24 protein-coding genes are annotated in these 25,962 nt (G+C 59.9%); 12 read left to right on the plus strand and 12 right to left on the minus strand.

The features are described 5' to 3' along the window. Positions 1-25: 25 nt before the first annotated feature. The 3 genes from rsmI (at position 26) to gshB (ending at position 2,250) form a co-directional block, all read left to right on the plus strand. Entirely contained in the window at positions 26-883 is an 858-nt protein-coding gene (gene rsmI, locus AC2FF7_RS01570; RefSeq protein ID WP_496905094.1) for a 16S rRNA (cytidine(1402)-2'-O)-methyltransferase, read from the plus strand. Position 884: 1 nt separating this feature from the next. Then, the gene (locus tag AC2FF7_RS01575) at positions 885-1,256 is read left to right on the plus strand and encodes a YraN family protein (RefSeq protein WP_480866892.1); all 372 of its coding nucleotides are present in this window, start codon (positions 885-887) and stop codon (positions 1,254-1,256) included. A 61-nt stretch (positions 1,257-1,317) separates the two neighbouring features. Then, positions 1,318-2,250: a glutathione synthase gene (gene gshB / locus AC2FF7_RS01580; protein WP_480866893.1), complete on the plus strand. Its 933-nt coding sequence runs from the start codon at positions 1,318-1,320 to the stop codon at positions 2,248-2,250. On the opposite strand, the gene AC2FF7_RS01585 is transcribed toward gshB, so the two are convergent. The 4 genes from AC2FF7_RS01585 to cobU are packed head-to-tail and all read right to left on the minus strand — an operon-like array spanning position 2,247 to position 5,840. Continuing rightward, positions 2,247-3,758, minus strand: coding sequence for a YifB family Mg chelatase-like AAA ATPase (locus AC2FF7_RS01585; RefSeq protein ID WP_496905095.1), 1,512 nt, complete (start codon positions 3,756-3,758; stop codon positions 2,247-2,249). The genes gshB and AC2FF7_RS01585 overlap by 4 nt on opposite strands. A 45-nt stretch (positions 3,759-3,803) precedes the next feature. Then, a complete protein-coding gene (locus AC2FF7_RS01590; RefSeq protein ID WP_496850044.1) occupies positions 3,804-4,685 on the minus strand; it encodes a glutathione S-transferase N-terminal domain-containing protein in 882 nt (293 codons plus the stop codon). A 58-nt stretch (positions 4,686-4,743) separates the two neighbouring features. Further along, positions 4,744-5,322 (minus strand): histidine phosphatase family protein, encoded by a 579-nt coding sequence (locus AC2FF7_RS01595; RefSeq protein ID WP_496905096.1) that lies wholly within the window; start codon positions 5,320-5,322, stop codon positions 4,744-4,746. Then, positions 5,319-5,840 carry a bifunctional adenosylcobinamide kinase/adenosylcobinamide-phosphate guanylyltransferase gene (gene cobU / locus AC2FF7_RS01600; RefSeq protein WP_480866900.1) on the minus strand — a complete coding sequence of 174 codons (522 nt, stop codon included), beginning with the start codon at positions 5,838-5,840 and terminating at the stop codon, positions 5,319-5,321. Before cobU ends, AC2FF7_RS01595 begins: the two co-directional genes overlap by 4 nt. 99 nt (positions 5,841-5,939) lie before the next feature. Here cobU and AC2FF7_RS01605 point away from each other — a divergent pair, with 99 nt between their 5' ends. The 6 genes from AC2FF7_RS01605 (at position 5,940) to AC2FF7_RS01630 (ending at position 12,469) form a co-directional block, all read left to right on the plus strand. Continuing rightward, positions 5,940-6,818, plus strand: a complete 879-nt coding sequence (locus AC2FF7_RS01605; RefSeq protein ID WP_170353475.1) for an RNA polymerase factor sigma-32 — start codon at positions 5,940-5,942, stop codon at positions 6,816-6,818. Next, positions 6,815-7,630, plus strand: coding sequence for a ChaN family lipoprotein (locus tag AC2FF7_RS01610; RefSeq protein WP_496905097.1), 816 nt, complete (start codon positions 6,815-6,817; stop codon positions 7,628-7,630). The genes AC2FF7_RS01605 and AC2FF7_RS01610 overlap by 4 nt, the downstream gene beginning before the upstream one ends. Positions 7,631-7,693: 63 nt before the next feature. Then, on the plus strand, positions 7,694-8,890 hold the full coding sequence (gene coaBC / locus AC2FF7_RS01615; protein ID WP_480866903.1) for a bifunctional phosphopantothenoylcysteine decarboxylase/phosphopantothenate--cysteine ligase CoaBC: 1,197 nt from the start codon (positions 7,694-7,696) through the stop codon (positions 8,888-8,890). Positions 8,891-8,905: 15 nt separating this feature from the next. Further along, positions 8,906-9,361 carry a dUTP diphosphatase gene (dut, locus tag AC2FF7_RS01620; RefSeq protein WP_496905098.1) on the plus strand — a complete coding sequence of 152 codons (456 nt, stop codon included), beginning with the start codon at positions 8,906-8,908 and terminating at the stop codon, positions 9,359-9,361. Next, positions 9,361-10,398: a HesA/MoeB/ThiF family protein gene (locus AC2FF7_RS01625; RefSeq protein ID WP_480866908.1), complete on the plus strand. Its 1,038-nt coding sequence runs from the start codon at positions 9,361-9,363 to the stop codon at positions 10,396-10,398. Before dut ends, AC2FF7_RS01625 begins: the two co-directional genes overlap by 1 nt. Positions 10,399-10,456: 58 nt before the next feature. Then, complete coding sequence (locus tag AC2FF7_RS01630) at positions 10,457-12,469, plus strand: M3 family metallopeptidase (RefSeq protein ID WP_496905099.1); 2,013 nt, start codon at positions 10,457-10,459, stop codon at positions 12,467-12,469. Here the strand turns inward: AC2FF7_RS01630 and AC2FF7_RS01635 are convergent. The 6 genes from AC2FF7_RS01635 to AC2FF7_RS01660 are packed head-to-tail and all read right to left on the minus strand — an operon-like array spanning position 12,458 to position 19,022. Beyond that, positions 12,458-13,390 carry a 2-hydroxyacid dehydrogenase gene (locus tag AC2FF7_RS01635; protein WP_496905100.1) on the minus strand — a complete coding sequence of 311 codons (933 nt, stop codon included), beginning with the start codon at positions 13,388-13,390 and terminating at the stop codon, positions 12,458-12,460. The genes AC2FF7_RS01630 and AC2FF7_RS01635 overlap by 12 nt on opposite strands. A gap of 15 nt (positions 13,391-13,405) precedes the next feature. Beyond that, positions 13,406-14,545, minus strand: coding sequence for a rod shape-determining protein RodA (gene rodA, locus AC2FF7_RS01640; protein WP_170353468.1), 1,140 nt, complete (start codon positions 14,543-14,545; stop codon positions 13,406-13,408). Then, positions 14,542-16,491, minus strand: coding sequence for a penicillin-binding protein 2 (gene mrdA, locus AC2FF7_RS01645; RefSeq protein ID WP_480483209.1), 1,950 nt, complete (start codon positions 16,489-16,491; stop codon positions 14,542-14,544). The genes rodA and mrdA overlap by 4 nt, the downstream gene beginning before the upstream one ends. Next, positions 16,491-17,024 (minus strand): rod shape-determining protein MreD, encoded by a 534-nt coding sequence (locus tag AC2FF7_RS01650; RefSeq protein WP_170751714.1) that lies wholly within the window; start codon positions 17,022-17,024, stop codon positions 16,491-16,493. The genes mrdA and AC2FF7_RS01650 overlap by 1 nt, the downstream gene beginning before the upstream one ends. Then, positions 17,017-17,919 (minus strand): rod shape-determining protein MreC, encoded by a 903-nt coding sequence (gene mreC / locus AC2FF7_RS01655; RefSeq protein WP_170353465.1) that lies wholly within the window; start codon positions 17,917-17,919, stop codon positions 17,017-17,019. Before mreC ends, AC2FF7_RS01650 begins: the two co-directional genes overlap by 8 nt. 56 nt (positions 17,920-17,975) lie before the next feature. After that, the gene (locus tag AC2FF7_RS01660; protein WP_039523195.1) at positions 17,976-19,022 is read right to left on the minus strand and encodes a rod shape-determining protein; all 1,047 of its coding nucleotides are present in this window, start codon (positions 19,020-19,022) and stop codon (positions 17,976-17,978) included. Between the two features lie 155 nt (positions 19,023-19,177). On the opposite strand from AC2FF7_RS01660, the gene AC2FF7_RS01665 reads away from it, so the two are divergent. Together AC2FF7_RS01665 and AC2FF7_RS01670 are read left to right on the plus strand one after the other, a co-directional pair. Continuing rightward, on the plus strand, positions 19,178-19,963 hold the full coding sequence (locus AC2FF7_RS01665; protein WP_496905101.1) for a 23S rRNA (adenine(2030)-N(6))-methyltransferase RlmJ: 786 nt from the start codon (positions 19,178-19,180) through the stop codon (positions 19,961-19,963). A 122-nt stretch (positions 19,964-20,085) separates the two neighbouring features. Next, entirely contained in the window at positions 20,086-21,819 is a 1,734-nt protein-coding gene (locus AC2FF7_RS01670; protein WP_480866917.1) for an adenylate/guanylate cyclase domain-containing protein, read from the plus strand. Positions 21,820-21,864: 45 nt separating this feature from the next. Here AC2FF7_RS01670 and AC2FF7_RS01675 read toward each other — a convergent pair whose 3' ends face one another. Beyond that, positions 21,865-23,433: a 2-isopropylmalate synthase gene (locus AC2FF7_RS01675; RefSeq protein ID WP_480866919.1), complete on the minus strand. Its 1,569-nt coding sequence runs from the start codon at positions 23,431-23,433 to the stop codon at positions 21,865-21,867. A gap of 286 nt (positions 23,434-23,719) precedes the next feature. On the opposite strand from AC2FF7_RS01675, the gene AC2FF7_RS01680 reads away from it, so the two are divergent. Next, a complete protein-coding gene (locus AC2FF7_RS01680) occupies positions 23,720-24,385 on the plus strand; it encodes an SDR family NAD(P)-dependent oxidoreductase (RefSeq protein ID WP_480866921.1) in 666 nt (221 codons plus the stop codon). Positions 24,386-24,391: 6 nt separating this feature from the next. Here the strand turns inward: AC2FF7_RS01680 and AC2FF7_RS01685 are convergent, their stop codons facing one another. Next, positions 24,392-25,858, minus strand: coding sequence for an MORN repeat-containing protein (locus AC2FF7_RS01685; RefSeq protein WP_496905102.1), 1,467 nt, complete (start codon positions 25,856-25,858; stop codon positions 24,392-24,394). Positions 25,859-25,962: the final 104 nt, after the last annotated feature.

Raw genomic sequence — 25,962 nt, forward strand, 5'->3', positions numbered from 1 at the left:
AACGTCACGCTGCGAGGGTCCAGCTTTGAATCACCAAAAAGTCAGATTGGGCGCGGGCCTGTATTTTGTCGCCACTCCGATCGGAACGGCGCGCGATATCACGCTCAGGGCGCTGGATGTGCTGGCCTCGGCTGATGTGGTCGCTGCCGAGGATACCCGCAGCCTTCGGCGCCTGATGGAGATTCACGGTGTGCCGTTGGAGGGACGGCGCATTCTGGCCTATCACGATCACAGCGGTGCAGGCGCGCGGGGCAAGATCCTGGACGCGTTGGCCGAAGGGAAATCGGTTGCCTATGCCTCTGAGGCTGGGATGCCACTGATTGCTGATCCGGGTTATGATCTGGGGCGTCAGGCGGCTGAGGCCGGTCACATGGTGACCTGTGCGCCCGGGCCATCGGCGGCTTTAATGGCCCTGACACTGGCCGGATTGCCAACGGATGCGTTCTTTTTTGCCGGATTCTTGCCCAATGCATCGGGCGCGCGCCGGGCACGGATCGAGGCGTTGCGCGACATACCCGGCACGCTTGTTTTCTACGAATCGCCAAAGCGTGTCGCGGCCTGCCTGTCCGATCTGGCAGATGTATTGGGAGAGTCGCGTCATGCCGCCCTGTGCCGCGAATTAACCAAGAAATTCGAAGAGGTTCGCCGCGGCACCCTGAAAGACCTTGCCCAAGGGCTGCAGGATCAGACCATCAAAGGCGAAATTGTTCTTCTGGTGGATCGCAGCCATTCGGAGATTGTTAACGAATCTGACGTAGAAGAAGCTCTGAAAAGGGCCTTGGAAACCCATTCGGTTCGGGATGCGGCGGATCTGGTTTCGGAAATGTACAAACTTCCGCGCCGTCCGATTTATCAAAAGGCGCTGAAACTGGGAAAGGGATGACATGTCTGCGCGATCCGTTCGAAGCTCTATGTCTTACCAGGCTGGTCAATCCGCCGAGATGCGGGTTGCAACTGATTATGAACGTCGTGGCTTTTCCATCGACCACCGCCGTTGGCGCGGGGCCGGTGGGGAAATCGACCTGATCGCGCGTGACGCTGACGGTTTAGTGTTCATCGAGGTTAAGAAAAGCAGCAGTTTTGATCAGGCGGCGTCGCGGATCAACCGGCGGCAGATGAACCGGATTTGTGCCTCGGCGGCGCAGTTTCTAGAACATGAACCGGATGGGCAGCTGACAAATGTGCGCTTTGACGCCGCGCTTGTGGACGCCTCGGGCGCTGTTCAAATCATCGAAAACGCCTTTGGCGAGGCCTGACCCCCATTGATCCCGTGGCCCTGCTGGGCCATGTATCTGGCGTGAAACTGAGGGACACGCCATGAAAATCGCCTTTCAGATGGACCCGATCGGGGCCGTGGATATTAATGCAGACAGCTCATTCCGACTGGCCGAAGAGGCGCAGGCGCGTGGGCACTCACTGTTTTTCTACGGGCCGGATCAGTTGGCGTATCAGGAAGGGCGGGTAACGGCGCGCGGCCACGACATGACCGTTCAGCGCGTGGCGGGCAATCCGGCAGAGCTGGGCCCCGAGCGTGAGGTTGATCTGGCTGATTTCGATGTGATCTGGCTGCGTCAGGATCCTCCGTTCGATATGCACTATATCACCTCGACGCATTTGCTGGATCGCCTGAAGGGCAAGGCGCTGGTCGTGAACGATCCGTTCTGGGTGCGCAATTACCCCGAAAAGCTGCTAGTGCTGGATTTCCCCGATCTAACGCCGCCGACGACCATCGCGCGTGATTTACAGACGATCAAAGCGTTCAAGGAAAAGCATGGCGATATCATTCTCAAGCCGCTTTATGGCAACGGCGGTGCGGGCGTGTTCCGGCTGGATGCCAATGACCGAAATCTGACCTCATTGCATGAACTGTTCACCGGGTTCTCGCGTGAGCCGCTGATCGTGCAGAAGTTCCTGCCCGACGTCAGCAATGGCGACAAACGGGTGATTCTGGTTGATGGTGAGGCAGTCGGCGCAATCAACCGTGTGCCGGCCAAGGGCGAGACGCGGTCGAACATGCATGTGGGTGGCCGCCCGGAAAAGATCGGCCTGTCCGACCGGGATTTGGAGATTTGCGCCGCCATCGGTCCGTTGCTGAAGGAAAAAGGCCAGATCTTCGTCGGTATCGACGTGATCGGAGATTATCTGACTGAGATCAACGTGACCTCGCCCACCGGTATTCAGGAGTTGGAGCGGTTCGACGGTGTGAACATCGCCGAAAAAATCTGGCAGGCGATTGAGGCCAAGGTTTAAGACGCCGCCCGGGCGCTGATGCGAAAGCTCAGCGCCTCGGCCACGTGGGGTCGGCGGATATCTGGCGCGCCTTCAAGATCAGCAATGGTGCGCGCGACCCGCAGGATGCGGTGATAGGCGCGCGCCGACAGGCCGAACCGTTCGGCGGCTTTCAGCAACAGCTCTTTGCCTTCGGCGTCGGGGGTGGCGATTTCCTCCAACAACTTACCCTCCATATCCGCGTTCTGGCGGGGCTCCATGCCCTCAAACCGCTCCGCCTGCACAGTACGGGTGGCTTCGACCCTTGCGGCAACGGTGGCAGAGCTGTCTCCGGAAGGCGGCAGGTCCAAATCGGTGAACCCGACCGGAGGCACCTCAATCCGCAAGTCGAACCGATCCAAAAGCGGGCCAGAGATACGGCCCAGATAATCCTCACCACAGACTGGCGCGCGGGAACAGGCGCGGGCGGGGTCCGTTAGATATCCGCATTTGCAGGGGTTGGCGGCGGCCACCAGCATGAAGCGACAAGGGTATTTCACATGGGCATTGGCGCGGGCGACCATGACCTCGCCCGTTTTAATCGGTTGGCGCAGGGTTTCCAGAACGGTGCGCGGAAATTCGGGGAATTCGTCCATGAACAGAACTCCGTTATGAGCCAAGGAAATCTCACCGGGTTTGGCACCCCGGCCGCCTCCGACAATTGCAGCCATTGAGGCGGTATGGTGCGGCTCGCGAAACGGACGGGTGCGGCTGATCCCGCCTTCGTCCAGCAACCCGCAGAGTGATTGGATCATAGAGGTTTCCAGCGCCTCTGATGGGGTCAGAGGCGGCAGGATGCCCGGCAGGCGCGCGGCCAGCATGGATTTGCCCGACCCCGGAGTGCCGATCATGATCAAGTGGTGCCGCCCGGCGGCGGCAATTTCCAACGCGCGTTTGGCCCGCTCTTGCCCTTTCACATCGCGCAGGTCGCGGACGCTGGGCGCAAGGCTGACCTCGCCGGGTTGGGCGGCGGATAAAGGGGCTTGGCCCGAGAAGTGCCGCACAACATCGCCCAATGACGTGGCCCCGATAACCTGCGTGGCATCGACCCAAGCCGCCTCGGCGCTGGAGGCTTTGGGGCACAGCAGCGCGCGATCTTCGGCGGCGGCGGTCATGGCAGCGGGCAGAGCGCCGACCACGGGTACAAGCGATCCGTCCAGTGACAGCTCACCCAAGGACACCGCACCTTCGGCGGCGTCGGAGGGAATGATCTCCAGCGCGGACAGCAGCGCGACGGCGATGGGCAGGTCGAAATGGCTGCCTTCTTTTGGCAGATCGGCGGGCGAAAGGTTGATGGTGATGCGTTTCGACGGCAGCGCGATGGCCATGGAACTGAGCGCGCTGCGCACGCGGTCGCGGGCCTCGGACACGGCCTTGTCGGGCAGGCCGACGATGGAAAAAGCGGGCAGGCCCGGCGAGACGGCGCATTGCACCTCGACCGGGCGGGCCTCGACTCCTTGGAAAGCGACGGTGTGAGAGCGGGCGACCATGAACGACCTTTTTGGTTAACAGGTCGTTGCTGGCACGCAGGCGGTTTAGGAATCGTTAACGCCTGCGACCATGGCAGAGAATTTCGGCCACGCGCCCGGATCTGCGGCGGTTTTGTCACGGCAGAACGGGTTGCAGAAGCCCCAAATGCGGCCATCCAATTCAAGGAAATCCGTCACAGTGTCGCCGGAATAGGGGCAGATGGCGTTGACCGAGGGGCCTGCGTCCACAACGCGGGCTACGGGCGAGCCGACTGGCCAGGGTTGTGTTGCCAATCCCAGTGCGTAGGGGAAGGGGTCATAGGACACAGTCAATCCCATCGCGCGCCATTGGCGGACGGACAGGTCTGACAGCAGGTCAAGGCAATAGACCCGGTTTGCGTCCGAGACTGGCAGACCATAGCCGATAATCCGCGCGGCCACCGGCGTATAGAAGACATCCGCCAGGGAATAGTCGCCAAACAGCGGACCGGAGGTGGCCCCGGACACGCTGCGAGCATGGGCCCAAAGGGTCTCGATCCGGTCAAGGTCGCGCAAGGTATCTGCTGAGGGTTCAAACCCAGTCCAGCAATGGTGCAACTGCATCGGGCATTCGCCGCGCAAGGCGGTGAACCCGGCCACCATCTCGGCGCATAACCAGCGCGCGGTGGCGCGGGCGGCTGGATCTGCAGGCCACAGCCCGGCGTCGGGATGTCGTTCGGCCAGAGTTTCGGCCATGGCGAGGCTTTCGCCTACCACCGTCCCGTCGGGCATGCGCAAGGCGGGCACCAGACGGGCGGGGGCGAGTGGCTTCATATCCTCAGTCATGGTGCCGGAATAGAGGCCGATCATTTGGGTTTTGTAAGGCAGGCTGAACTTTTCCAGCATCAGCCAGCCGCGCATGGACCAGCTGGAAAACAGTCGGTCCCCGATAAACAGATCATAGGTCATAGGTGCAGGATGGCGCGGACAATCGCGTCGGTAAATCAGTGATTTGTGCGCAGGTGCATCACGCGAGGTGATTGATCCGACCGACCGACCAGCGATCCCCGTGATGGGTCAGTTCCGTGACCGAGAGGTTGTCGATCTTGTGGCTGAACGCCTCTTGTGCGGTCACGTCCAGCGCGCGCTGTACCTGCGTCAGGATCACGCCGAAATGCACCACGACGACCAGATCGCGCCCGCTATGATCGGCAATCAGCCGGTCGATGACGGGATCTACCCGCGCGCGCACCTCGTTCCAGCTTTCGCCATTTGGGGGGCGCACGTCACCGGGATTGTCCCAATAGGCAAAGGCGAGGTCGGGGTCTTCGGCCTCGATATCTTTGAAGCCGCGCAGCTCCCACGTGCCGAAATTGATCTCGCGCAGGTCGGGGTGATGGGGCAGGCGGGTGCGTGTTCCCTGAATGGCCGAGGCCGTATCCGCGGCGCGGGACAGGTCGGATGAGATAACAACCGCATCAGACGGCAGATGGTCATGCAAGCGCTGGATCGCCACTGTGTCGCTGAGATCAGCGGGCAGGTCGGACCAGCCGACCATGGTTTTGGCATGGGTCGGGCCGTGGCGGACAAGATGCAGGCGAGTCACGGCAGCTGTCCTTTCAGTACCAGAGGCAGCCCGGCTGTGACTTGCACCGCCAGATCGGCCTGCGCGGCCAATGCGATATTCAGACGTCCCTGTGCCTCTCGAAAGCGGCGGGACAGGGCGTTGTCGGGGACAATGCCGTGGCCGACTTCGTTCGATACGATTACAATCTGGGCTTTGCAGGTATTCAGCGCATCCAAAAGCAGGGCTTGTTCTTGTTCCAGATCGTTTTCCGCCAACATATGATTGGTCAGCCACATCGTCGCACAGTCAATCAGACAGACCTGATCCTGCGTCAGAGCGGCCAGAGCAGGGCGCAGGTCGAACGGAGCCTCGATCGTCGTCCAACCCTCCCCTCGTTGCTTCACGTGCGACTTCACCTTTTTGTGCATTTCATCATCAAACACTTGTGAAGTCGCGAGGTAGACGCGGTTTTTCCCTGTTGAAACAGTGAGTTGTTCGGCAAATGCTGACTTTCCCGAGGCTGCTCCGCCCATAACAAAGGTCAAATCCGAACCCACTGGTGTTACCTTCCATGTGATCCACCCGGTTTTGTCCTGCGTATCGACCATAAGTCGACAAGGCAAGGCTGGCTAGGCCTGCGAAAATGGGAGGCTTCCATGGCTCTGGATAATACAAACGATTTTTCGATGTCGCGACAGGCGATGAAAGCGGAACTGCTGGATGCAGAAACCGAGCTTAAACTGGCGTATGCGTGGCGAGATCATCGCGACGAGCAAGCCTTGCATCGCTTGATTACCGCCTACATGCGGCTGGCGATTTCCATGGCGGCCAAATTCAAACGGTACGGCGCGCCGATGAATGACCTGATTCAAGAGGCCGGTTTGGGCCTGATGAAAGCCGCCGACAAGTTCGACCCGGACCGGGGCGTGCGGTTCTCGACCTATGCAGTCTGGTGGATCAAGGCCAGCATTCAGGATTACGTGATGCGCAACTGGTCGATGGTGCGCACCGGCTCGACCTCATCCCAGAAATCACTGTTTTTCAATATGCGTCGTGTGCAGGCCCGGCTGGAGCGTGAGGCCGCGACGGATGGAATGGATTTGGACCGCCATCAGTTGCATCAAATGATTGCCGCAGAAATTGGTGTGCCTCTGCGCGATGTCGAGATGATGGAGGGCCGCCTTTCGGGATCCGATTTCTCGCTGAATGCGGTGCAATCTGCGGATGAGGATGGTCGAGAGTGGATTGACGCGCTGGAAGATGAGCGCGAACAGGCTGCCGAAATGGTCGAAAACAGCCATGATATGGAACAGCTGCGCCATTGGCTGGTCGCCGCGATGCAATCGCTCAACGAGCGCGAGCGGTTTATCGTCCGCGAACGGAAACTACGTGAGCCTTCGCGTACCTTGGAAAGCCTGGGGCAGGAATTGGGTCTTTCAAAAGAACGGGTGCGTCAGCTTGAAGCGGCGGCATTCGTAAAAATGCGCAAGAACCTTGAAGCGCAATCGCGCGAGGTGCAACACTTCATCGCATGAGACAGTTTGCGATTCTGCTGTGCGCGTTTGTGGTTACAGCCGGTATAGGCCGGGCTGACGGTTTGATTCCGGATGACGTCGCCGATGAGATGCGTGCGGCTGACGTGGTGATCCTGGGTGAAATCCACGACAACCCGCAGCATCACATCGTACAAAAAGAAGCATTAGAGATCGTCAACCCCTCGGCCGTGGTCTGGGAAATGGTCACCGAAGAGGGCGCGCAACGGCTGGCTCAGAAAGCTGCGACAAATCCCGAGGAATTGGACCGTATTCTGAAATGGGCCGAGATGGGATGGCCGTCCCTCAGCATGTATTACCCGGTCTTTCAGGCTACCGATGCGCCGGTCTATGGGGCGATGGTTCCCCGTGCGGCGGCGCGCGCTGCAATGGAACGGGGTGCTGCCACGGCGCTGGGCGCGGATGCGGCGCGCTATGGGCTGACCGTGCCTCTTTCGGCTGCGGATCAGGCTGAACGCGAGGCAGATCAACTGACGGCGCATTGCGATGCGCTCCCGCAAGAGGCGCTGCCTCAGATGGTGGCCATCCAACGTTTGCGCGACGCGGTTCTGACGCGTTCGATCTTGCGTGCCGATGACGAAACAGGCGGGCCGATTGCTGTGATCACCGGCAATGGGCATGCCCGCAAGGATCGCGGGATTCCGACATTCACGTCCCGGCTGCGCCCTGGTTTGAAAGTCTTTGTGTTGGGGCAGTCCGAGGATGGCGCGATCTCAGGCGAGTTTGACGCGGTGATCGACAGCCCTTCGGTCGAACGCGAAGACCCCTGTCTGGCATTCCAGACGCAGAATTAACCGCTGGAACTGTCTGGCCTGCTTGCCTAATGTCAGGGCCGACCGGGACGGGAAGGGCTGAACATGCTGGCATCGAAACGAATTCTGCTGATCATCGGCGGAGGCATCGCAGCCTATAAATCGCTGGATCTCATCCGCCGCCTGCGCGAACGCGGCGCGGCCGTGACCCCGGTTCTGACCCGCGCAGCTGAAGAATTCGTGACGCCTTTGTCCGTGTCTGCCTTGGCCGGAGAGAAGGTCTATCGCGATCTCTTCGATCTGACCGATGAGGCCGAGATGGGCCATATCCAACTGTCCCGCTCTGCCGATCTTGTAGTGGTTGCCCCGGCCACTGCCGATCTGATGGGAAAGATGTCCAGCGGGCTGGCCAACGACATGGCCTCGACCCTGCTGATGGCGACCGACACGCCGGTTCTGTGTGCGCCTGCGATGAATGTACGGATGTGGGATCACCCGGCGACACAGCGCAATCTGGCGCAGCTGCAGGCCGATGGCATCCGCTTTGTCGGCCCGAACGAGGGCGATATGGCCTGCGGCGAATACGGCCCCGGCCGCATGTCCGAACCGCTTGAGATCGTCGCAGCGGTTGAGGGCCAGTTGGGCGGCGGCCCGTTGCAGGGCAAGCGTATTCTGGTCACGTCGGGCCCTACCCATGAACCCATCGACCCGGTGCGCTATATCGCCAACCGGTCCTCGGGCGCGCAAGGAACGGCGGTGGCGCGGGCGCTGGCCGCGCTGGGGGCCGAGGTGGTGTTTGTCACCGGCCCGGCGGATGTGGCTCCGCCCCAAGGCGTACAGGTGGTTGCGGTCGAGACCGCGCAACAGATGTCGGATGCGGTGGACGCCGCCTTGCCCGTGGATGCGGGCGTGTTTGCGGCGGCTGTGGCGGATTGGCGGGTGGCCAGCGCCTCGGACCGGAAGCTGAAGAAAACCCGCGACGGCCTGCCCGCGCTGGAATTTGCGGAAAACCCCGACATTCTGAAACGCGTCTCGCATCTGGAAACGGGTCGCCCCGCGCTGGTCGTGGGCTTCGCCGCCGAGACCGATAGTGTGATCGAACACGCCACCGCGAAGCGCGCGCGTAAGGGGTGCGACTGGATTGTGGCCAATGATGTCAGTCCCGCCACCGGCATCATGGGCGGGTCCGAGAATGCGGTCACGCTGATTTCGGACGCAGGGGCCGAAGAATGGCCACGTATGAGCAAGGACGCTGTGGCCGAGCGGTTTGCGCGCAAGATCGCCGACGCGCTGACCGCGTGAGGGAAAGGAAACAAGATGGTTGCAATTCGCGTGATCCGCGAGGACGGCTCTGACCCCTCAGTACCGTTGCCGTCCTACGAAACCACCGGCGCGGCGGGGGCGGATGTGCGGGCCAACCTGCCGGGTGGCGCGTCGATGACGTTGGAGCCTGGCCAGCGCGCCTTGGTTCCCACCGGTCTGCGGATCGAAGTCCCGAATGGCTATGAGGTGCAGGTGCGCCCAAGGTCCGGGCTGGCGTTGAAACATGGGATCACGTTGCCTAACGCCCCGGGTACAATCGACAGCGACTATCGCGGACCGCTTGGCGTGATCGTACTGAATGCCGGGCAGGAGGTGTTCGAGATCACCCACGGCGAACGCATTGCGCAGCTTGTCGTGGCTCCGGTCGTTCAGGCCACGTTCGATACCGCCGATACGCTCAGCGACACCGAACGCGGCGCGGGTGGGTTCGGCTCGACCGGGCGCGGCTGATGCTGCTGGTTTTCATTCTGGCTGCCGGGCTGTGGGGCGTGGGCTATCTGGCGGGCGTGTCGCGCACCGCACGCATGACATCCGTCGGGGTGCTGCTGTTGGGCGTGATCACGGCGCAACTGGTTCTGCCGGATGGCCACCCCTTGCGTCAGGCGACTGGCGGCTCTGCAGCGATGTGGCTGATCTTGGGTGGTTTCGCGGTTCTGGTTCTGGTTTATGGAAGGGTGCTGAAAGCGTTGCGAAACCGTGCAACGCCCGCCACGAAGGAGCCCGCCATGCCATCCGACCATTTCTCTGAGACCGAACTGGAACGTTATGCTCGCCATATCGTATTGCGGGAATTGGGCGGACCGGGTCAGAAAAAGATGAAACAGGCCCGTGTGCTGGTCATTGGCGCTGGTGGTCTGGGCGCGCCCGCCCTGCAATATCTGGCCGCAGCCGGGGTTGGAACCGTCGGTGTGATCGACGATGACGAGGTCGAGAACGCGAACCTGCAACGTCAGGTGATCCACCGCGACGCGGATATCGGGATGCCCAAGGTGTTCTCGGCGCAGCAGGCCATGCAGGCGCAAAATCCTAATGTGATCGTTCTGCCCTATCACCGTCGTTTGACCGAAGAGATCGCGCAGGATTTGTTTGCCGATTTCGATCTGATCCTCGATGGGACTGACAATTTCGACACTCGCTATCTGGCCAACCGCACGGCGGTTGCGCTGGGCAAGCCGCTGATCTCGGGTGCGCTGTCGCAATGGGAAGGGCAACTGAGCGTCTTTGACCCCGCTCATAACGCCCCCTGCTATCAGTGCATCTTCCCCGAGGCCCCGGCCCCCGGATTGGCCCCGTCGTGTTCCGAGGCGGGGGTGATCGGCCCTCTGCCCGGCGTTGTGGGCTCGATGATGGCGGTTGAGGCGATCAAGGTGATCACCGGGGCGGGGCAGGCCCTGCGCGGTGAAATGCTGATCTATGACGCGCTTTATGGTGAAAGCCGCAAGATCACACTGTCACGCCGCGCCGATTGCCCGATTTGTGGTAAGTGACCGCGCGCACTGGATCATCCCGCCCCGCGCTCCTAGGTTGTGCTCAAAGGAGAGTTTCATGACCAACCCGATCCTGTCCGACTGGACCACACCGTTTGAAATCGCGCCCTTCAACACGATTGCCGATACCGATTTTGCCCCTGCGCTGGAGGCGGCCCTAGAGGCGCACAACGCGCAGATCGATGCCATCGCGGACACTCCCGACGCGCCCAGCTTTGCCAATACGGTCGAGGCGCTTGAGGCTGCGGGTGAGCAATTGGACAAGGTTCTGTCCGTCTTCTTCACCGTGGCCGGGGCTGACAGCAACCCGGCACGTGAAGAACTGCAGCGTGACTTCTCGCCCAAGCTGGCGGCGCATTTCTCGGGGATTTCGTCGAACAAGGCACTGTTTCGGCGGGTGGCCGACCTGTGGGACCGAAAGGATGATCTGAACCTGACCGACGAACAGGCGCGGGTTCTGATGCTGACCCATCGGGGCTTCGTGCGCGCGGGCGCGGCCCTGACCGGGGATGCGGATGCGCGGATGCAGGCGATCAAGGCGCGACTGGCCTCGCTGGGTACATCGTTTACCCAGAACCTGCTGGCGGATGAGCGTGAGTGGTTCATGCCCCTGTCCGAGGATGATCTGGACGGTCTGCCCGATTTCGTAGTCGATGCGGCCCGCGCTGCCGGGCAGGAAAAGGGTGCGGACGGCCCGGTTGTGACCTTGTCGCGGTCGATCATCGTGCCGTTCTTGCAATTCTCGCCCCGTCGCGATCTGCGCGAGGTGGCGTATAAGGCCTGGACCGCGCGTGGCGCCAACGGTGGCGAGACAGACAACCGCGAGATCGCCGCCGAAATCCTCGCCCTGCGAGAAGAACGGGCCAAGCTGCTAGGCTATGACAATTTCGCCACCTACAAGCTGGAAACCGAGATGGCCCGCACGCCGGACAAGGTGCGCGACTTGCTGATGCAAGTGTGGGAGCCCGCCAAGGCCCGCGCGGATGCGGATGCCGAGACCCTGACGCAGATGATGCAGGCGGATGGGGTCAATGGCCCACTGGCCGCGTGGGACTGGCGCTATTATGCCGAGAAACGCCGCAAGGCCGAGCATGATCTGGATGAGGCCGCGCTGAAACCCTACTTGCAACTGGACCGGATGATCGAGGCCGCCTTTGCCTGCGCCAACCGCCTGTTCGGGTTGGAGTTCGCGCCGCTGGACGTACCGCTCTACCACCCCGATTGCCGCGCGTGGGAGGTCACGCGCAACGGTCAGCATATCGCGGTGTTCATCGGGGATTACTTCGCGCGGGGTTCCAAGCGATCCGGCGCGTGGTGCAGCGCGATGCGGTCGCAGGCCAAGTTTCCTACGGTGCAAGCTCCGGTCGTGATCAATGTCTGCAACTTCGCCAAGGGCGATCCGGCACTGCTGTCTTATGATGATGCGCGGACACTGTTTCATGAATTCGGCCATGCGCTGCATCAGATGCTGTCAGATGTGACTTATGAAAGCATCTCGGGCACATCAGTGGCGCGCGATTTCGTGGAACTGCCCAGCCAGCTTTACGAACACTGGTTGGAGGTGCCCGAAGTTCTGGCCGAGTTCGCCACCCATGCCGATACTGGCGCGCCGATGCCGCAAGACATGCTGGACAAGGTGCTGAAGGCCGCCAATTTCGATCAGGGGTTTCAGACGGTCGAATATGTCGCCTCGGCGCTGGTTGATCTGGAATTCCACGACGGTGCGGCCCCCGCCGATCCTATGGCGAAACAGGCAAAGGTGCTGGAGGGTCTGGGAATGCCCCCGGCCATCGGAATGCGCCACGCCACCCCGCATTTCGCCCATGTGTTTGCGGGCGACGGCTATAGCTCGGGCTATTACAGCTATATGTGGTCCGAGGTCATGGATGCCGACGCCTTCGCGGCCTTTGAAGAGGCCGGGGGTGCCTTCGACCCCGCCCGCGCCAAGGCGCTGGAGGAGAATATCCTGTCCACCGGTGGCTCGCGTGAGGCCGAAGAGTTGTATCTGGCCTTCCGGGGCCGCTTGCCGGGGGTCGAGGCGTTGCTGAAAGGGCGCGGGCTAGTAGCCTAAAGCGCGGTCGACGAGGTGCAGGTAGGGTTCGCCCGCCTCGCCACGTCGAATGTTCTCAACGATCACCTGCGCGGCTGTCACTGGCCGCGTTTCCGAGGCGATATGCGGCGTGACCGTCACGTTCGGATGCGCCCAATAGTGGTGGTCGATTGGCAAGGGTTCAACCCGGAACACGTCCAGCGTGGCGTGGCCGATGTGTCCGGCGCTCAGCGCATCCATCAGGGCGTCGTCGTCGATCAGAGGGCCTCGGCCCGGATTGATCAGACATGCGCCCTTGGGCAGTAGGGCGAGGGTTTCCGCGTTCAGCAGGTTCTCGGTCGCCGGTGTGTCGGGCAGAAGTAGAACGGCGATTTCGGCGCTGGCCAGCGCGTTGCGCAGCCCTTCATCGCCGTGCAGGCAGGTGACGCCGGGGATGTCCTTGGGCGAGCGGCTCCAGCCCGTGACGTTGAAACCCAACGCCGCCAGTGCCCGCGCGGATGCCTCGCCCAACATGCCAAGGCCCAGAATGCAAACGGTGCGTTCAGGGGCCAGCGGTGGGGCCTCGGGTGTCCATGTGCCGTCTTGCAGGGTGATATGGCGGTCCATCCCCAGATGATAACGCAGCACATGGCCGACCACCCATTCGGTCATGCCTTGCGTCAGCCCGTGATCGACCATCCGCGCCAGCGGGACGGTCAGAGAGTAGTTGCCCGCGATCTTTTCGACCCCGGCCCAGAGGCTAAGCACGGCCTTGAGGTGCGTATAGGGGGTGAAATCCAGCAGCCCTCCATTCGGGGCATAGACCACATAGTCGACCTGATCGGCCGGCAAGTCGGTGGCAAGATGGGCATCCACGCCTGCTTGTTCCAACCCTTTGGTCAGCAGTGGTTCATACACGGGCCACAATTCAGGGCGCGCGGAAAACAGAACGTTTACGGGCATCGGGGGCCTTTCAAATCAGCGGGGACGGTGGATATGGGCGCTTTGCACAATGCCGAAGGCCGCCATCAGAACAAGCATCGCCGAGCCACCGTAGCTGACCATCGGCAGGGGTACACCCACCACCGGGGCCAGCCCCATCACCATCGACATGTTGACCGCGAAGAACAGGAAGAAGTTCAACGCGATGCCCAGCGTCACCAGCGACGAGAACCTGTCCTTGGTCGACAGTGCCGTGACTAGGCAGAACACAAGGATCAGCCCGTATAGCGTCAGCAGGGTGATGCCGCCGACAAAGCCGAACTCTTCGGCCAAGGTGGTAAAGATGAAATCGGTGTGTTTTTCCGGCAGGAAGTTCAGGCGCGATTGAGTGCCTTGCATGAAGCCGCGCCCATTCCACCCTCCTGATCCCAGCGCGATCTTGGACTGTGTGATGTGATACCCTGCGCCCAGGGGATCGGTCGATGGGTCCAGAAACGTATCAATGCGACGGAACTGGTAGTCTTTGAGCAATTGCCACTCGGTCCCGCGGCTGTTGAACACAGTGGCGATCAGGCCGACCACCGCCGCGATGACGGCGGCAAAGTAGGCCCAGTGGACACCGGCCAGGAACATCAGACCTCCGCCCGCCGCAAGCAGCAGGATCGACGTGCCTAGGTCAGGCTGTTTCAGGACCAGCGCCGTCGGGATCAGGATCAGCGCAACCGGGATCAGAACCCATATCGGGCGTGAGGTTTTATGCGAAGGGAGCCAGTCGTAGTAAGCGGCCAATACCATCACCAACGCCACTTTCATCACCTCGGAGGGTTGCAGCCGCATGAAGCCCAGATCAATCCAGCGCTGCGCGCCCATACCGATTGTTCCGAAAAGCTCAACCATGATCAGCAGCCCGATCGAGCCCAGATAGGCCAATACAGACATGTTTCGCCAGAACCAAATCGGAACCAGCGCGATGATGAACATCACTGTGAGGCCCAGACCAAAACGTTCCATCTGTGGCTCGGCCCACGGGGTCCAGGACCCTCCGGCCACGGAAAACAGCATCAGGAACCCGGCGCTGGCTGTGCTGATCAGCAAAAGCGTCAGGGGCCAGTTCATGTACAGGAACTTGCGGAACCCCGATGGCGTGGATTTGACGGCGTATTCAAGATAGCTCATGCGCGGTCCTTTGTGGTTGGACGCGCTTTGGGGCGGCGGTCGCCTTCAAGCTGTTTCTGTTGTTCCTTTATGCGTTCCCGGTCTGCGACAGGATAGGCTTCGAGTGGGGGCGTGCCGTTGTAAAGCGCCTGTAGCATAATGTCCCGCGCAACAGGTGCGGCGGCCTTAGAGCCGCCTCCGCCGTGTTCCACAACAACAGCGATTGCGTATTTCGGTTTGTCATAGGGGGCAAAGCTGACGAACAGCGCGTGGTCGCGGCGTTCCCATGGCAGGTCTTCATTTCGGATCACGCCTGCGGCACGTTCGGCCTTGGTGATGTTGCGCACCTGACTGGTGCCGGTCTTGCCAGCCATGCGCAGATCGTCAGCAATGATGCGGCTGCGATAGGCGGTACCACCCCGGTCATTCGAGACCGAGAACATGGCCTTGCGCACCTGTTCAAGATTGTTCGGGTTCACCGCCAAAGGTTCACCCAGGCCCGAGGGTTCTTCGACCCCATTGATCGAACGAACAAGTCTTGGCTTCACTTCACGTCCGGTGGCGATCCGTGCAGTCATGACCGCAAGCTGCAGAGGTGAGGCCAGCATGAAACCCTGACCAATCGACGCATTTGCTGTGTCGCCCACAAGCCAGCTTTCACCGTGTACCCGCTCTTTCCATGCCTGGTTCGGGGCCAGCCCGGCCGCAACTGCCGACATCGGAATGTCATGTTTGACGCCCAGCCCGAAAACACGCGCCATGTCGGAAATCTTGTCGATACCGGTCCGCAGCGCCACATCGTAATAATAGACATCACAGCTGCGCTTGAGCGAAAGGTTCAGATCGACAGTCCCATGCCCGCCGCGCTTCCAGCAGTGGAAACGGCGGCTGCCCACCTTTAGATGGCCGGGGCAATAAACGGTATTGCCGGGGCCGATCACTCCGGCCTCAAGCGCGGCCATGGCGGTGATCATCTTGAAGGTTGATCCCGGAGGGTAAGTGCCTTGGACTGTCTTATTCGCAAGCGGGCGGTAATTGTCTTGTGTGAGGGTTCGGTAATCCCCAACCGAGATACCGCGCACAAACAGGTTCGGGTCGAAACTGGGTGCTGAACTGATCGCGCGGATATCGCCGGTCTCACAGTCGATTACCACCGCCGCGGCGCTTTCACCCGCCAAACGGGCTTGCGCGTATTGCTGCAGATCGGCATCGACGGAAAGTTGCAGATCGGCGCCGGCCTCGCCTTCTTGCCGGTCCAATTCGCGCATGACGCGACCGGTGGCGTTGACTTCGACCCGCTTGGCCCCGGCCTTGCCACGCAGGGTGCTTTCCTGCTTGGCCTCAAGTCCAACCTTGCCGATTTGAAAGCGGGGGATGCGCAAAACCGGCTCGGGGTCGTCGATCTGGCTTAGGTCATAATCACTGACTGGGCCGACATATCCGACCACATGGGCAAAGTCCTCGTAGCGCGGATATTGCCGCGTCATGCCGACTTCGGGTGTCACCCCCGGCAGGGCAGGCGCATTGACGGCGACTTTCGAGATATCCTCCCACGTGACCTGATCAGCCAACGTGACCGGAAGAAACGGGGCCGAACGGCGCATCTCGGTCTTGGCGCGTTCCATTTCGTCTTCGGTCAGCGGAATCAGGGACGACAGCCGCGTCAGCACTTCGTCCACATCGCCTGCGTCCTCGCGGACCATCACGATACGGTAGGAAGGAGAGTTTTGCCCGATGATCTGACCGTTTCGGTCATATATACGTCCGCGCGTCGGAGGGATCAGGCGAATGTTGATGCGGTTTTCTTCGGCCAGCAGGCGGTATTCATCGGCCTGATCGACCTGCATATAACGCATGCGGGCGGCCAAACCCCCGATAAAGGCAGCTTGCAACCCGCCAAGAATCAAGGCCCGACGGGGTAAGCGTTTATAGGCCAATCCTTGCGACTTGGGCTTCTGTTGCTTCATCAGCGTGCCCCCATCGTGCCGGTTTCGGCGGCGGATATGCGTTGAACGCCGAATGCGCTCTGTGTCAGCAGAACGATCAAGGGGTAAATAGCTATTGTCAGAACCACTTGAATCACGACTGGCCCCAATGCCGCCTGTTGCACGGACACAATAGCAAGAATAACGCGGTTGAGCACAAAAACTGCCGTGATCACCACCGCTGATGTCATCCACTCACTTGGAAAACCGGCATCCCTCATGCCCAGCGATGCTGTTCGCAGATAGGCCGCGCCCATTACCACCAATGCCGCCATCAGGCCCGGCGGACGCTGAAGCAACAGGTCGGCAGTCAGCATCACAACCGCTATCAGCGGAATCGGCACAAATTCGGGCCGCCGCATGACCCACGCGAACGTCAACGCGATCAACAGATCGGGAAAGGGCCAGCGGTCCGGTTTTGTATCCAGCGGAAGAAGGTGCATGAACAAGATCAGCATTGCCAGAAACAGATACAATGCACGCTTGGTCCAAAGCTGAGACGCATTCCTATCCATCTCCGACCTCTGCTGGTGTCAGGGCGGCTTCGGGACGTCGTGGTCCGACGATATCCCCCGAGTCTTCGATGGCAGGAGCCGAGTGGAACCTAAGAACACGCAAGAATTCCAGCCGTTCGAAATCCGCAGACAAGCGTACGCGCAGACGCCCGCCCGGATCGGCCGTGATCTGGCCGATCAGCAGGCCGCCGGGAAACACTCCGCCATCACCTGACGTGACAACACGGTCGCCCGGTCGTACAAGTTCGCGATTTTCCAGAAACTCGACGGCGGGTGCGGATGTGTTATCGCCTGCAATTAGTGCAGTCTGGCCCGAAGGCTGAATCGTCGCGGGAATAGCGCTTGAGGCATCGGTCAATAGGATGACCCGGGCCGTGTCGGGGCCAACGCCCGAGATGCGACCTACCACGCCAATACCGTCCATCGTTGCCCAGCCATCCATTATGCCGTCGCGTTCACCAACATTCAGCAAAACCGATTGCCGAAAGGGTGAGCCGCTGTCGGCCATAACGACACCAGTGATATAGGTCAGGCGCGGGTCAAGCCGTACGTTGTTGAGGTCCAGAAGGCGCGCGTTTTCCTGTTCCAACTGCAGGGCGGCCTCTTTCCAGGCGCGCATCAGGCGCAACTCGCTGCGCAGTTCCTGGTTCTGTTCGCTCAGCCGCTGATAGCTTTGGAAGTCACGGGCCAGATTGACGATTCCTGTGACTGGCACCATCGCCCATTCCATCGAGGGCACAACCTTGTCGACCACTTGCGCGCGAAACCGTTCAACCCGAGGGCTGTCGATGCGCCAGACGAGAAAGATGCCCAACAGGCAAAGCACAACAATCCCCAGCAACAAGCGGCGCAGAGGTGCCGTGTATTCATCGCGCTGTGATCGGTCGTTTGCCACAGGTTACCTTCCCGTGCTGCTCTTGCCCGAGTTCTTACCCCGAAAGGGTGCGCGCCTTAGCTTTCGTAGTCAATCGCGTGGCGCAGTTGTTTTTCGTATTCCAGCGCTTTGCCGGTGCCCAAAGCCACACAATTCAGGCTTTCATCGGCAATCGACACAGCCAGACCGGTCTGTTCGCGCAGGGCAAGGTCCAGATCGCCCAGCAGCGCGCCGCCGCCGGTCAGCATCACGCCCCGGTCCACGATGTCGGCGGCCAGATCGGGCGGTGTGGTTTCCAATGCAGTCATCACCGCTTCGCAAATCTGCTGGACAGGTTCTGAAAGGGCCTCGGCCACTTGGGCTTGGCTGATCTCGATTTCTTTGGGCACGCCGTTCAGCAGGTCGCGGCCCCGGATATGCATTGACTGGCCCCGACCATCGTCTGGCATCCGGGCGGTGCCGATGGTGGTTTTGATACGTTCTGCAGTAGATTCGCCCACCAGCAGGTTTTGCTGACGCCGCAGGTAAGAGATGATCGCCTCGTCCATACGGTCTCCGCCGACGCGGACCGAGCGCGCATAGACGATGTCGCCCAGCGACAGAACGGCCACTTCGGTGGTGCCGCCGCCGATATCGACAACCATGTTGCCAGTCGGATCAGTGATCGGCATGCCAGCACCAATGGCGGCTGCAATCGGTTCGGCAATCAGGCCCGCGCGGCGCGCACCTGCCGACAGAACCGACTGACGGATCGCGCGCTTTTCAACTGGCGTCGCGCCATGGGGTACGCAGACGATGATCTTGGGCTTCGAGAAGGTCGACCGTTTATGCACCTTGCGGATAAAGTGCTTGATCATTTCTTCGGCAGTGTCGAAATCGGCAATCACGCCTTCGCGCATCGGACGGATCGCCTCGATCGAGCCGGGCGTCCGGCCCAGCATCAGCTTGGCGTCCTCGCCGACGGCCAGAACCTTTTTGACGCCGTCCTTGACGTGATAGGCCACCACTGAGGGTTCTGACAGGATAACACCGCGTCCTTTGACATAAACCAGCGTGTTCGCCGTCCCAAGGTCAATCGCCATGTCCGCTGTGAACAGGCCGCCCAGATTGCCAAAGATTCCCATGTTTTCAATGATCCCGTTCGTCAAAATTTCCACTGCCCGCGACTCGACGGTTCCGGGACGGATGTCTTATAGGGTGCCATCTCGCCCGGTAAAAGGGCTGATTCCGCGTCAATCAGCACCTTTCCGCCTTAATGATAGGGACTTTAGAAGGCAACATGCTCTCATATCAACATATTTACCATGCTGGAAATCTGGCTGATGTGCAAAAGCACGCTTTGTTGGCATGGGTGCTGGAATATTTGACCCAAAAAGACAAACCATTGACCTATCTCGAAACACATTCAGGTCGTGGTTTGTATCACTTGGACGCGGATGAAGCAGTACGAACAGGCGAGGCTTTGGCCGGGATAAAGCGGGTGCAGCGCGAAGGTTGGTTCAAAGCGGATCATCCGCTGTCACGTGCACTGACGCAGGTTCAGGCGACACACGGACGGCACGCCTATGCGGGTTCACCCCTGATTGCGGGTAATTTGCTTCGCGATCAGGACAGCATGCATTTGGCCGAACTGCATCCACAAGAATTCGGCGCCTTGTCGCTGGCCGTGTCGCGGTTCGGAGCAAAAACCTACAAGCAGGACGGATATGAGTTGGCGCATTCGCTGCTGCCGCCAACGCCGCGGCGAGGGGTTCTGTTGATTGATCCGAGCTACGAGGTGAAGTCAGAGTATGACCGGCTGCCGGGTTTTATCTCTAAAGTGCATCGGAAATGGAACGTAGGCGTTTTTGCCTTGTGGTATCCAATCCTTGCGGATGGGCGGCACAAGTCGATGGTCGCGGCGCTGCAAGGGCAAGACTTACCAAAGGTCGAGTGTCACGAAGTCCGCTTTCCCGCCGCGCGCGAAGGGCATCGCATGATCGGATCAGGGATGTTCGTTGTAAATGCGCCATTCGGAATTGCGGATGAGATGCGCCGTTTGGATGCGTTGTTTGCCAAGCTCTGAAGATGCCTGAATACACTTGATCAGGGCATTCGCGTCTTCGTGATACACGCCTTGGGTGTTTTTACAAAATCTGTTTTGGAAATGGGGTGTTCGGTCCTAGACTTTGGTCAGGGAGGTGCGCGATGGATCGCCGACTAGCTACGGTTCTGGCCGCTGACATGGTGGGCTATAGTCGGCTGATGGAAGCGGATGAACAAGGCACGCTTGCCCGTCTGCGTACGCACCGTATCGAGCTGATCGACCCGGCAATCGACAAGAACCGCGGAAAAATCATCAAAACAACGGGCGACGGGATGCTGGTTGAATTCCCCAGCGCCAGCGAAGCAGTGACCTGCGCGGTCGCGGTGCAGAACCGGATGTTGCGTCGCAATGCAGATGTTCCGAAGGACCAGCGCATTCATTTCCGCATCGGGATAAATCTGGATGAGATCATTTTTGAGGATGGCGATATCTTCGGCAGCGGTGTCAATATCGCCGCGCGGCTTGAGCAATCTGCAAATGCTGGTGAGGTTCTGATCTCGGGCGCGGTGCATGAACAAGTCTCGGACCGATTGGAGTTGCAATATGATGATCTAGGCGATCTGACACTTAAGAACCTGTCTCAACCTGTTCATGCCTATCGGGTCGCTTTGGATGGCACGGTTGCAGACGATGCGCCAGCAGGTGATGGCGATACCAAAGTGGTCAAACCCTCTATCGCGGTTTTGCCCTTCGCAAACATGAGTGGAGATACCGAACAGGAGTTTTTTGCCGACGGTCTTACCGAAGATTTGCTGACCGAGTTGAGCCGCCGGCATGAGCTGTTCGTGATCTCGCGCAATTCCAGTTTTGTCTACAAGGGACAGGCTGTGAATGTACGCGAAGTGGGTGCTAAGCTGGGTGCGCAATACATCGTCGAAGGTAGTGTCCGAAAGGCTGGCAACAGGGTACGTGTCACCGTTCAGCTGATTGATAGTTACAGTGATGGCCATGTCTGGGCTGAGAAGTATGATCGTGACCTGGATGACATTTTCACAATACAGGACGAGGTTATCTCGGCCGTGGTTGCCACACTTCCCGGTCGTATCGAAGCCTCGCAGCAAGAGGGGCTGACGCGCAAGAAACCTTCCAGTTTTGCAGCCTATGAATGCGTTTTGGCCGCGAAAGTCCTGCATCACCGCAGCACGCGCGAGGATAATGCCGAGGCGACAAAGTTGATCGATCGCGCTATCGAACTGGATCCGGATTACGCGCACGCCCATGCCTGGAGCGGTTGTATCCGCGGTCAAGCTTGGGGATATGGTTGGTGCGATGATCGTGAAGCCATGCTGGGTGAGTGTGAAAAGGCGATCCTCAAGGCCGCTTCTCTGGATGACAACGACGCAGATGTTCATCGTTTGATGGCTGCGGTAGAGATTTTGCGAAACAACCTTGGCCGGGCGCGGTATCATCAGGAACGCGCGCTGTCGCTGAACCCGAATTACGATCTGGTTGTGGTTCAGATGGGCGAATTGCTGACATGGTCGGGTCGTGCCGATGAAGGTGCCGAGTGGATACAAAGGGCGATGCGTCTGAACCCTCACCACCCTGCACGGTTCTGGAGCCATCTTGGAAAGGCGCGCTTCGGTGCTAAGAAGTATGATCAGGCATTAGAGGATTTCGCCCGGTTGCCTGCCCTCGACTCGCTTCAGAACGCATATGTCGCTGCCTGCCATGCGTGGCTGGGAAACCAGGACGAAGCGCGAGCGTACGTTGACGCAATTTACGAGGCCCAGCCAAAGTTCAAGATCGCTGATATTGAAGGCATGCTGCACTACGCCAGCGATGAAGATTTTCGGCATTTTGTGGATGGGATGCAAAAGGCCGGGTTGTCCTGACCTTTGCGACGAAAAAGCGGCCCGCAAAGACGGGCCGCCGTTCGGTCAGGTCAAATCTTTGTAGCTGATCTCGCGCGCATCAGCGCCCGGACCCGCTTTTTCACGTCTTACAATCAGGCGGTTCAGCGCGTGGATGTAAGCTTTGGCCGAGGCGACGACGGTATCGGTGTTCGCCGACTGACCGGTAGCGATCATGCCGTCCTCTTCCAACCGAACAGACACCGTGGCTTGGGCATCGGTTCCTTCGGTCACTGCGTGGACCTGATAGAGTTGCAGATGCGCTTTGTTGGGATAGATCGCACGGATTGCCTTGAAAGTCGCGTCCACTGGACCGTCGCCATGTTCGGTGGCGATGATATCCTTGCCATCCATCTCAAGTTCGACCGTAGACTCGGCTTGGCCGCCTGTGCCGCAGGTCACCTTCATCGACACGAGCTGCAAATAGTCGTCGTGCTGATCCATGGTCATCAAGGCAATGAGGTCGTCGTCAAAGACCTCTTTCTTGCGGTCGGCCAGATCCTTGAACCGTACAAAGGTGTCCTTGAGCTGATTGTCGCCCAAATCAAAGCCCAAGGTCTCGAGCTTGTCGCGCAGGGCCGCGCGGCCCGAGTGTTTGCCCAACGGCAAAGACGTGCCGGACAAGCCGATATCCTCGGGGCGCATGATCTCAAAGTTTTCGCGGTTCTTCAGCATCCCGTCCTGGTGGATGCCGCTTTCATGCGCAAAGGCGTTCTTGCCGACGATAGCTTTGTTGAATTGCACATTGAACCCGGACACCGTCGCCACACGACGCGAGATATGCATGATCTTGGTGGTGTCGATACCTGTGTGCCACGGCATGATGTCATTGCGCGTGCGCAGTGCCATCACGACCTCTTCTAACGCGGTGTTGCCGGCGCGTTCGCCAAGACCATTGATGGTACACTCGATCTGTCGCGCTCCGCCCGCCACAGCGGCCAGAGAGTTCGCCGTCGCCATGCCGAGATCGTTGTGACAGTGGGTGGCGAAAACCACCTCATCTGCACCCGTTACGGTCTCGATCAGGCGTTTGATCAGGTCGGCGCTTTCGACCGGAGCGGTATAACCCACCGTGTCGGGGATGTTGATCGTCGTCGCACCCGCCTTGATCGCGATCTCGATCACGCGGCACAGGTAATCCCACTCGGTCCGGGTGGCATCCATCGGCGACCACTGCACGTTGTCGCACAGATTGCGTGCATGGCTGACCGTTTCGTGGATCTTCTCGGCCATCTCGTCCTGGGTCAGGTTCGGAATGGCGCGATGCAGCGGAGAGGTGCCGATGAAGGTATGAATGCGGTTCAGGCGTGCGTGTTTCACCGCCTCCCAGCAGCGATCAATGTCTGCGAAATTGGCGCGGGCCAGACCGCAGATGCGGCTGTTTTTCGAGCGCTCGGCAATCTCGCTGACAGCTTTGAAATCACCCTCGGAGGCGATTGGGAAACCGGCCTCGATGATGTCGACGCCCATTTCGTCCAGCAGCTCGGCAATTTCGAGCTTTTCGTTATGGGTCATGGTTGCGCCGGGGCTTTGTTCGCCGTCGCGCAAGGTGGTGTCAAAGATCAAGACGCGGTCTTGGTCGGTCACGTTGGTCATGGGAATCTCTTTCTTCTTCTGTCCTAAAGCCTATGGCGCGCGGGCGTCCTCCTCTGAGCGGGCGCGCCGGATGGCACGCTCAGAGGCGGATTAGGATCAGTAGGCCACGCAGCGACGCACCGCCAAGGGCGGTGTCGGCAACAAGGATGTCTGCGCGGTTGATCATGGGGTTGAGGTTATACAGACAGCGCCGCGAATGAAAAGACGGAATTTGCAGCTTGTTACCGGTCGTGTTTGTTTTTCGGGAAATATTGATTGGTGAGGGCAGGCTGCTAGGTGAAGAAGCATGCAAACGGCACTTATCATCGGCGCGTCCGGGGGGATCGGTTCAGCCCTTCACGCGCGGCTACTTGGGCACTCTGTTTCAGTCACGACCCTGTCGCGGTCTATGGACGGGTTCGATTTGATGGATCCGGACAAATCCAACGCGATTCTCGGTACGCTAACTGGCCCTTATGACATGATCTTCGTCGCGTCCGGCGCGCTTGAGATCGACGGGGCCACGCCGGAAAAGTCGATAAAGGTAGTGTCTGCGCAAGCCATGATGGATCAGTTTGCGTTGAACGCGGTAGGCCCCGCTTTGGTGCTGGGGCACGCAGCCAGACTGATGCCCCGTGACAGGCGCTGCTTGATTGCCGTGCTTTCGGCCCGCGTAGGGTCCATCGGCGACAACCGGTTGGGTGGATGGGTCAGTTACCGCGCGGCCAAGGCCGCCGTGAACCAGATTGTGCATACAACCGCGATCGAGTTGGCGCGGACGCATAAACAAAGTGTGTGCGTAGCCTTGCATCCTGGCACGGTTCAAACCGCGTTCACCGAGAAATACGTAGGTCGTCATCCGGCAGTTAAACCGGACAAGGCGGCTCAGAACCTGCTGGCTGTGGCTCAATCACTGACCCATGCTGATACCGGCGGCTTCTTCGATTGGGCGGGTCAGACCGTTCCGTGGTAGCCTGAGCTACCCGTCCGAGGGCGTCTCGGTCGGTTGGGCCGCGGGCGGGGTTTCCTCTGGCGCTGTCGTCTCAGCCTCGCCGCTGCTGGGCAAGACGTCGTTTTCCCAGGTGCCAGTCTCGACCTCTCCATTGGCATAACGCATGGTGCCGTCACCGTGGCGTTTATTGTCGCGGAAATTGCCCTCGTAGACGTCGCCTGTGGCATAGGTCGCGATCCCGCTACCGCTGATTTTTCCGTCAACCCACCCACCGGTATATGTGAAATTGCGTGCCGTGGTGACGGTACCTTGGCCGTGCCGCTTGCCGTTCAGGAATTCGCCTTCATAGACTGTGCCATCCGGAAAGCTGGCTTTGCCAGTGCCTTGGCGGTTTCCGTCAACCCATTCGCCCTCGTATACATAACCATTGGCCAATTTCAGAACACCTGAGCCATGGCTCAGGCCGTTCCTGAACTGGCCCGAATAGACCACGTCGTTGGGATAGGTGACGGTTCCGCGGCCTTCGTAAATGCCAGCGATCCAGTCACCGTCGTATACAGTGCCATCCGGGTAAGTGTGTACGCCTTTGCCGTGGGGCAGGTCGACGCTGAAATCCCCCACATAGACCGAGCCGTCAGGATAGGTCATCTCGCCGAACCCGTCGATCTGGCCTCCGGACCATTCGCCGTTATATTCAAACCCGTCTGCGCCAACAAAGCGGCCCTTGCCTTCTCGACGGTCATCGACATACGCGCCTTCGTATGTCGTGCCGTTCACATAGGTCGCCTTGCCGATGCCCTGACGGCGCCCGTCCAGCATGTCGCCTTCGTAGACGTCTCCGTTCGCCAGAACCTGCCGGCCCTTTCCGGTCATCCGACCTTCAAGCCACGCACCGCTATAGGTCATGCCGTCGGGAACGGTCAGAGTGCCTTCACCATGGCGCTGCCCATTTAGGACGTCGCCTTCATAAACGTTACCGTTTGCCCAGGTGATTTTGGCCTTGCCCTGCTTGACGCCCTCGACCCAATCACCGTCATAGGTGTAGCCGTTCGGATTGGTCAGAATGCCTTTGCCGTGACGCTTGGCATCTTTGAACCCACCTTCGTACCGTTGGCCGTTCGCATATGTCGCAATGCCGGTGCCGTTGATCGTGCCGTTAGCCCAGTCGCCCTCATAGCTGCCACCGTCAGTATAGATGATCTTGCCACGCCCCTCGGGCTGACCCTTTGCAAACATACCTTGGTAGATCGACCCATTCGCGTATCGGGCAATGCCGCTACCTTGAATTTCGCCTTCGGACCACTGGCCAGTGTATTCGAACCCGTCCGGTAGGCGATACGTGCCGGTTCCGTGGCGCAGGCCGTTCAGAAACGTACCTTCGTAGACGCCGCCGACCTCATCATCGGCCGTGATCACTTGTCCTTCCTGCGCGCTAACGGTTCCGGCCATCAAGGCCAGGGCCGTTACAGCAATTGAGGTGCGGAATGCATTCATGATCGTTCCAACCTGCCCGGTTATCATCCTTTTGCGCAAAACTAAGATACCGCAGGGGGCAGGGCAACGGCTTTTGCCGCATTTGCCTTTCACTCGCGCCGCGA

This window comes from Ruegeria sp. YTSC325, assembly GCF_059609525.1.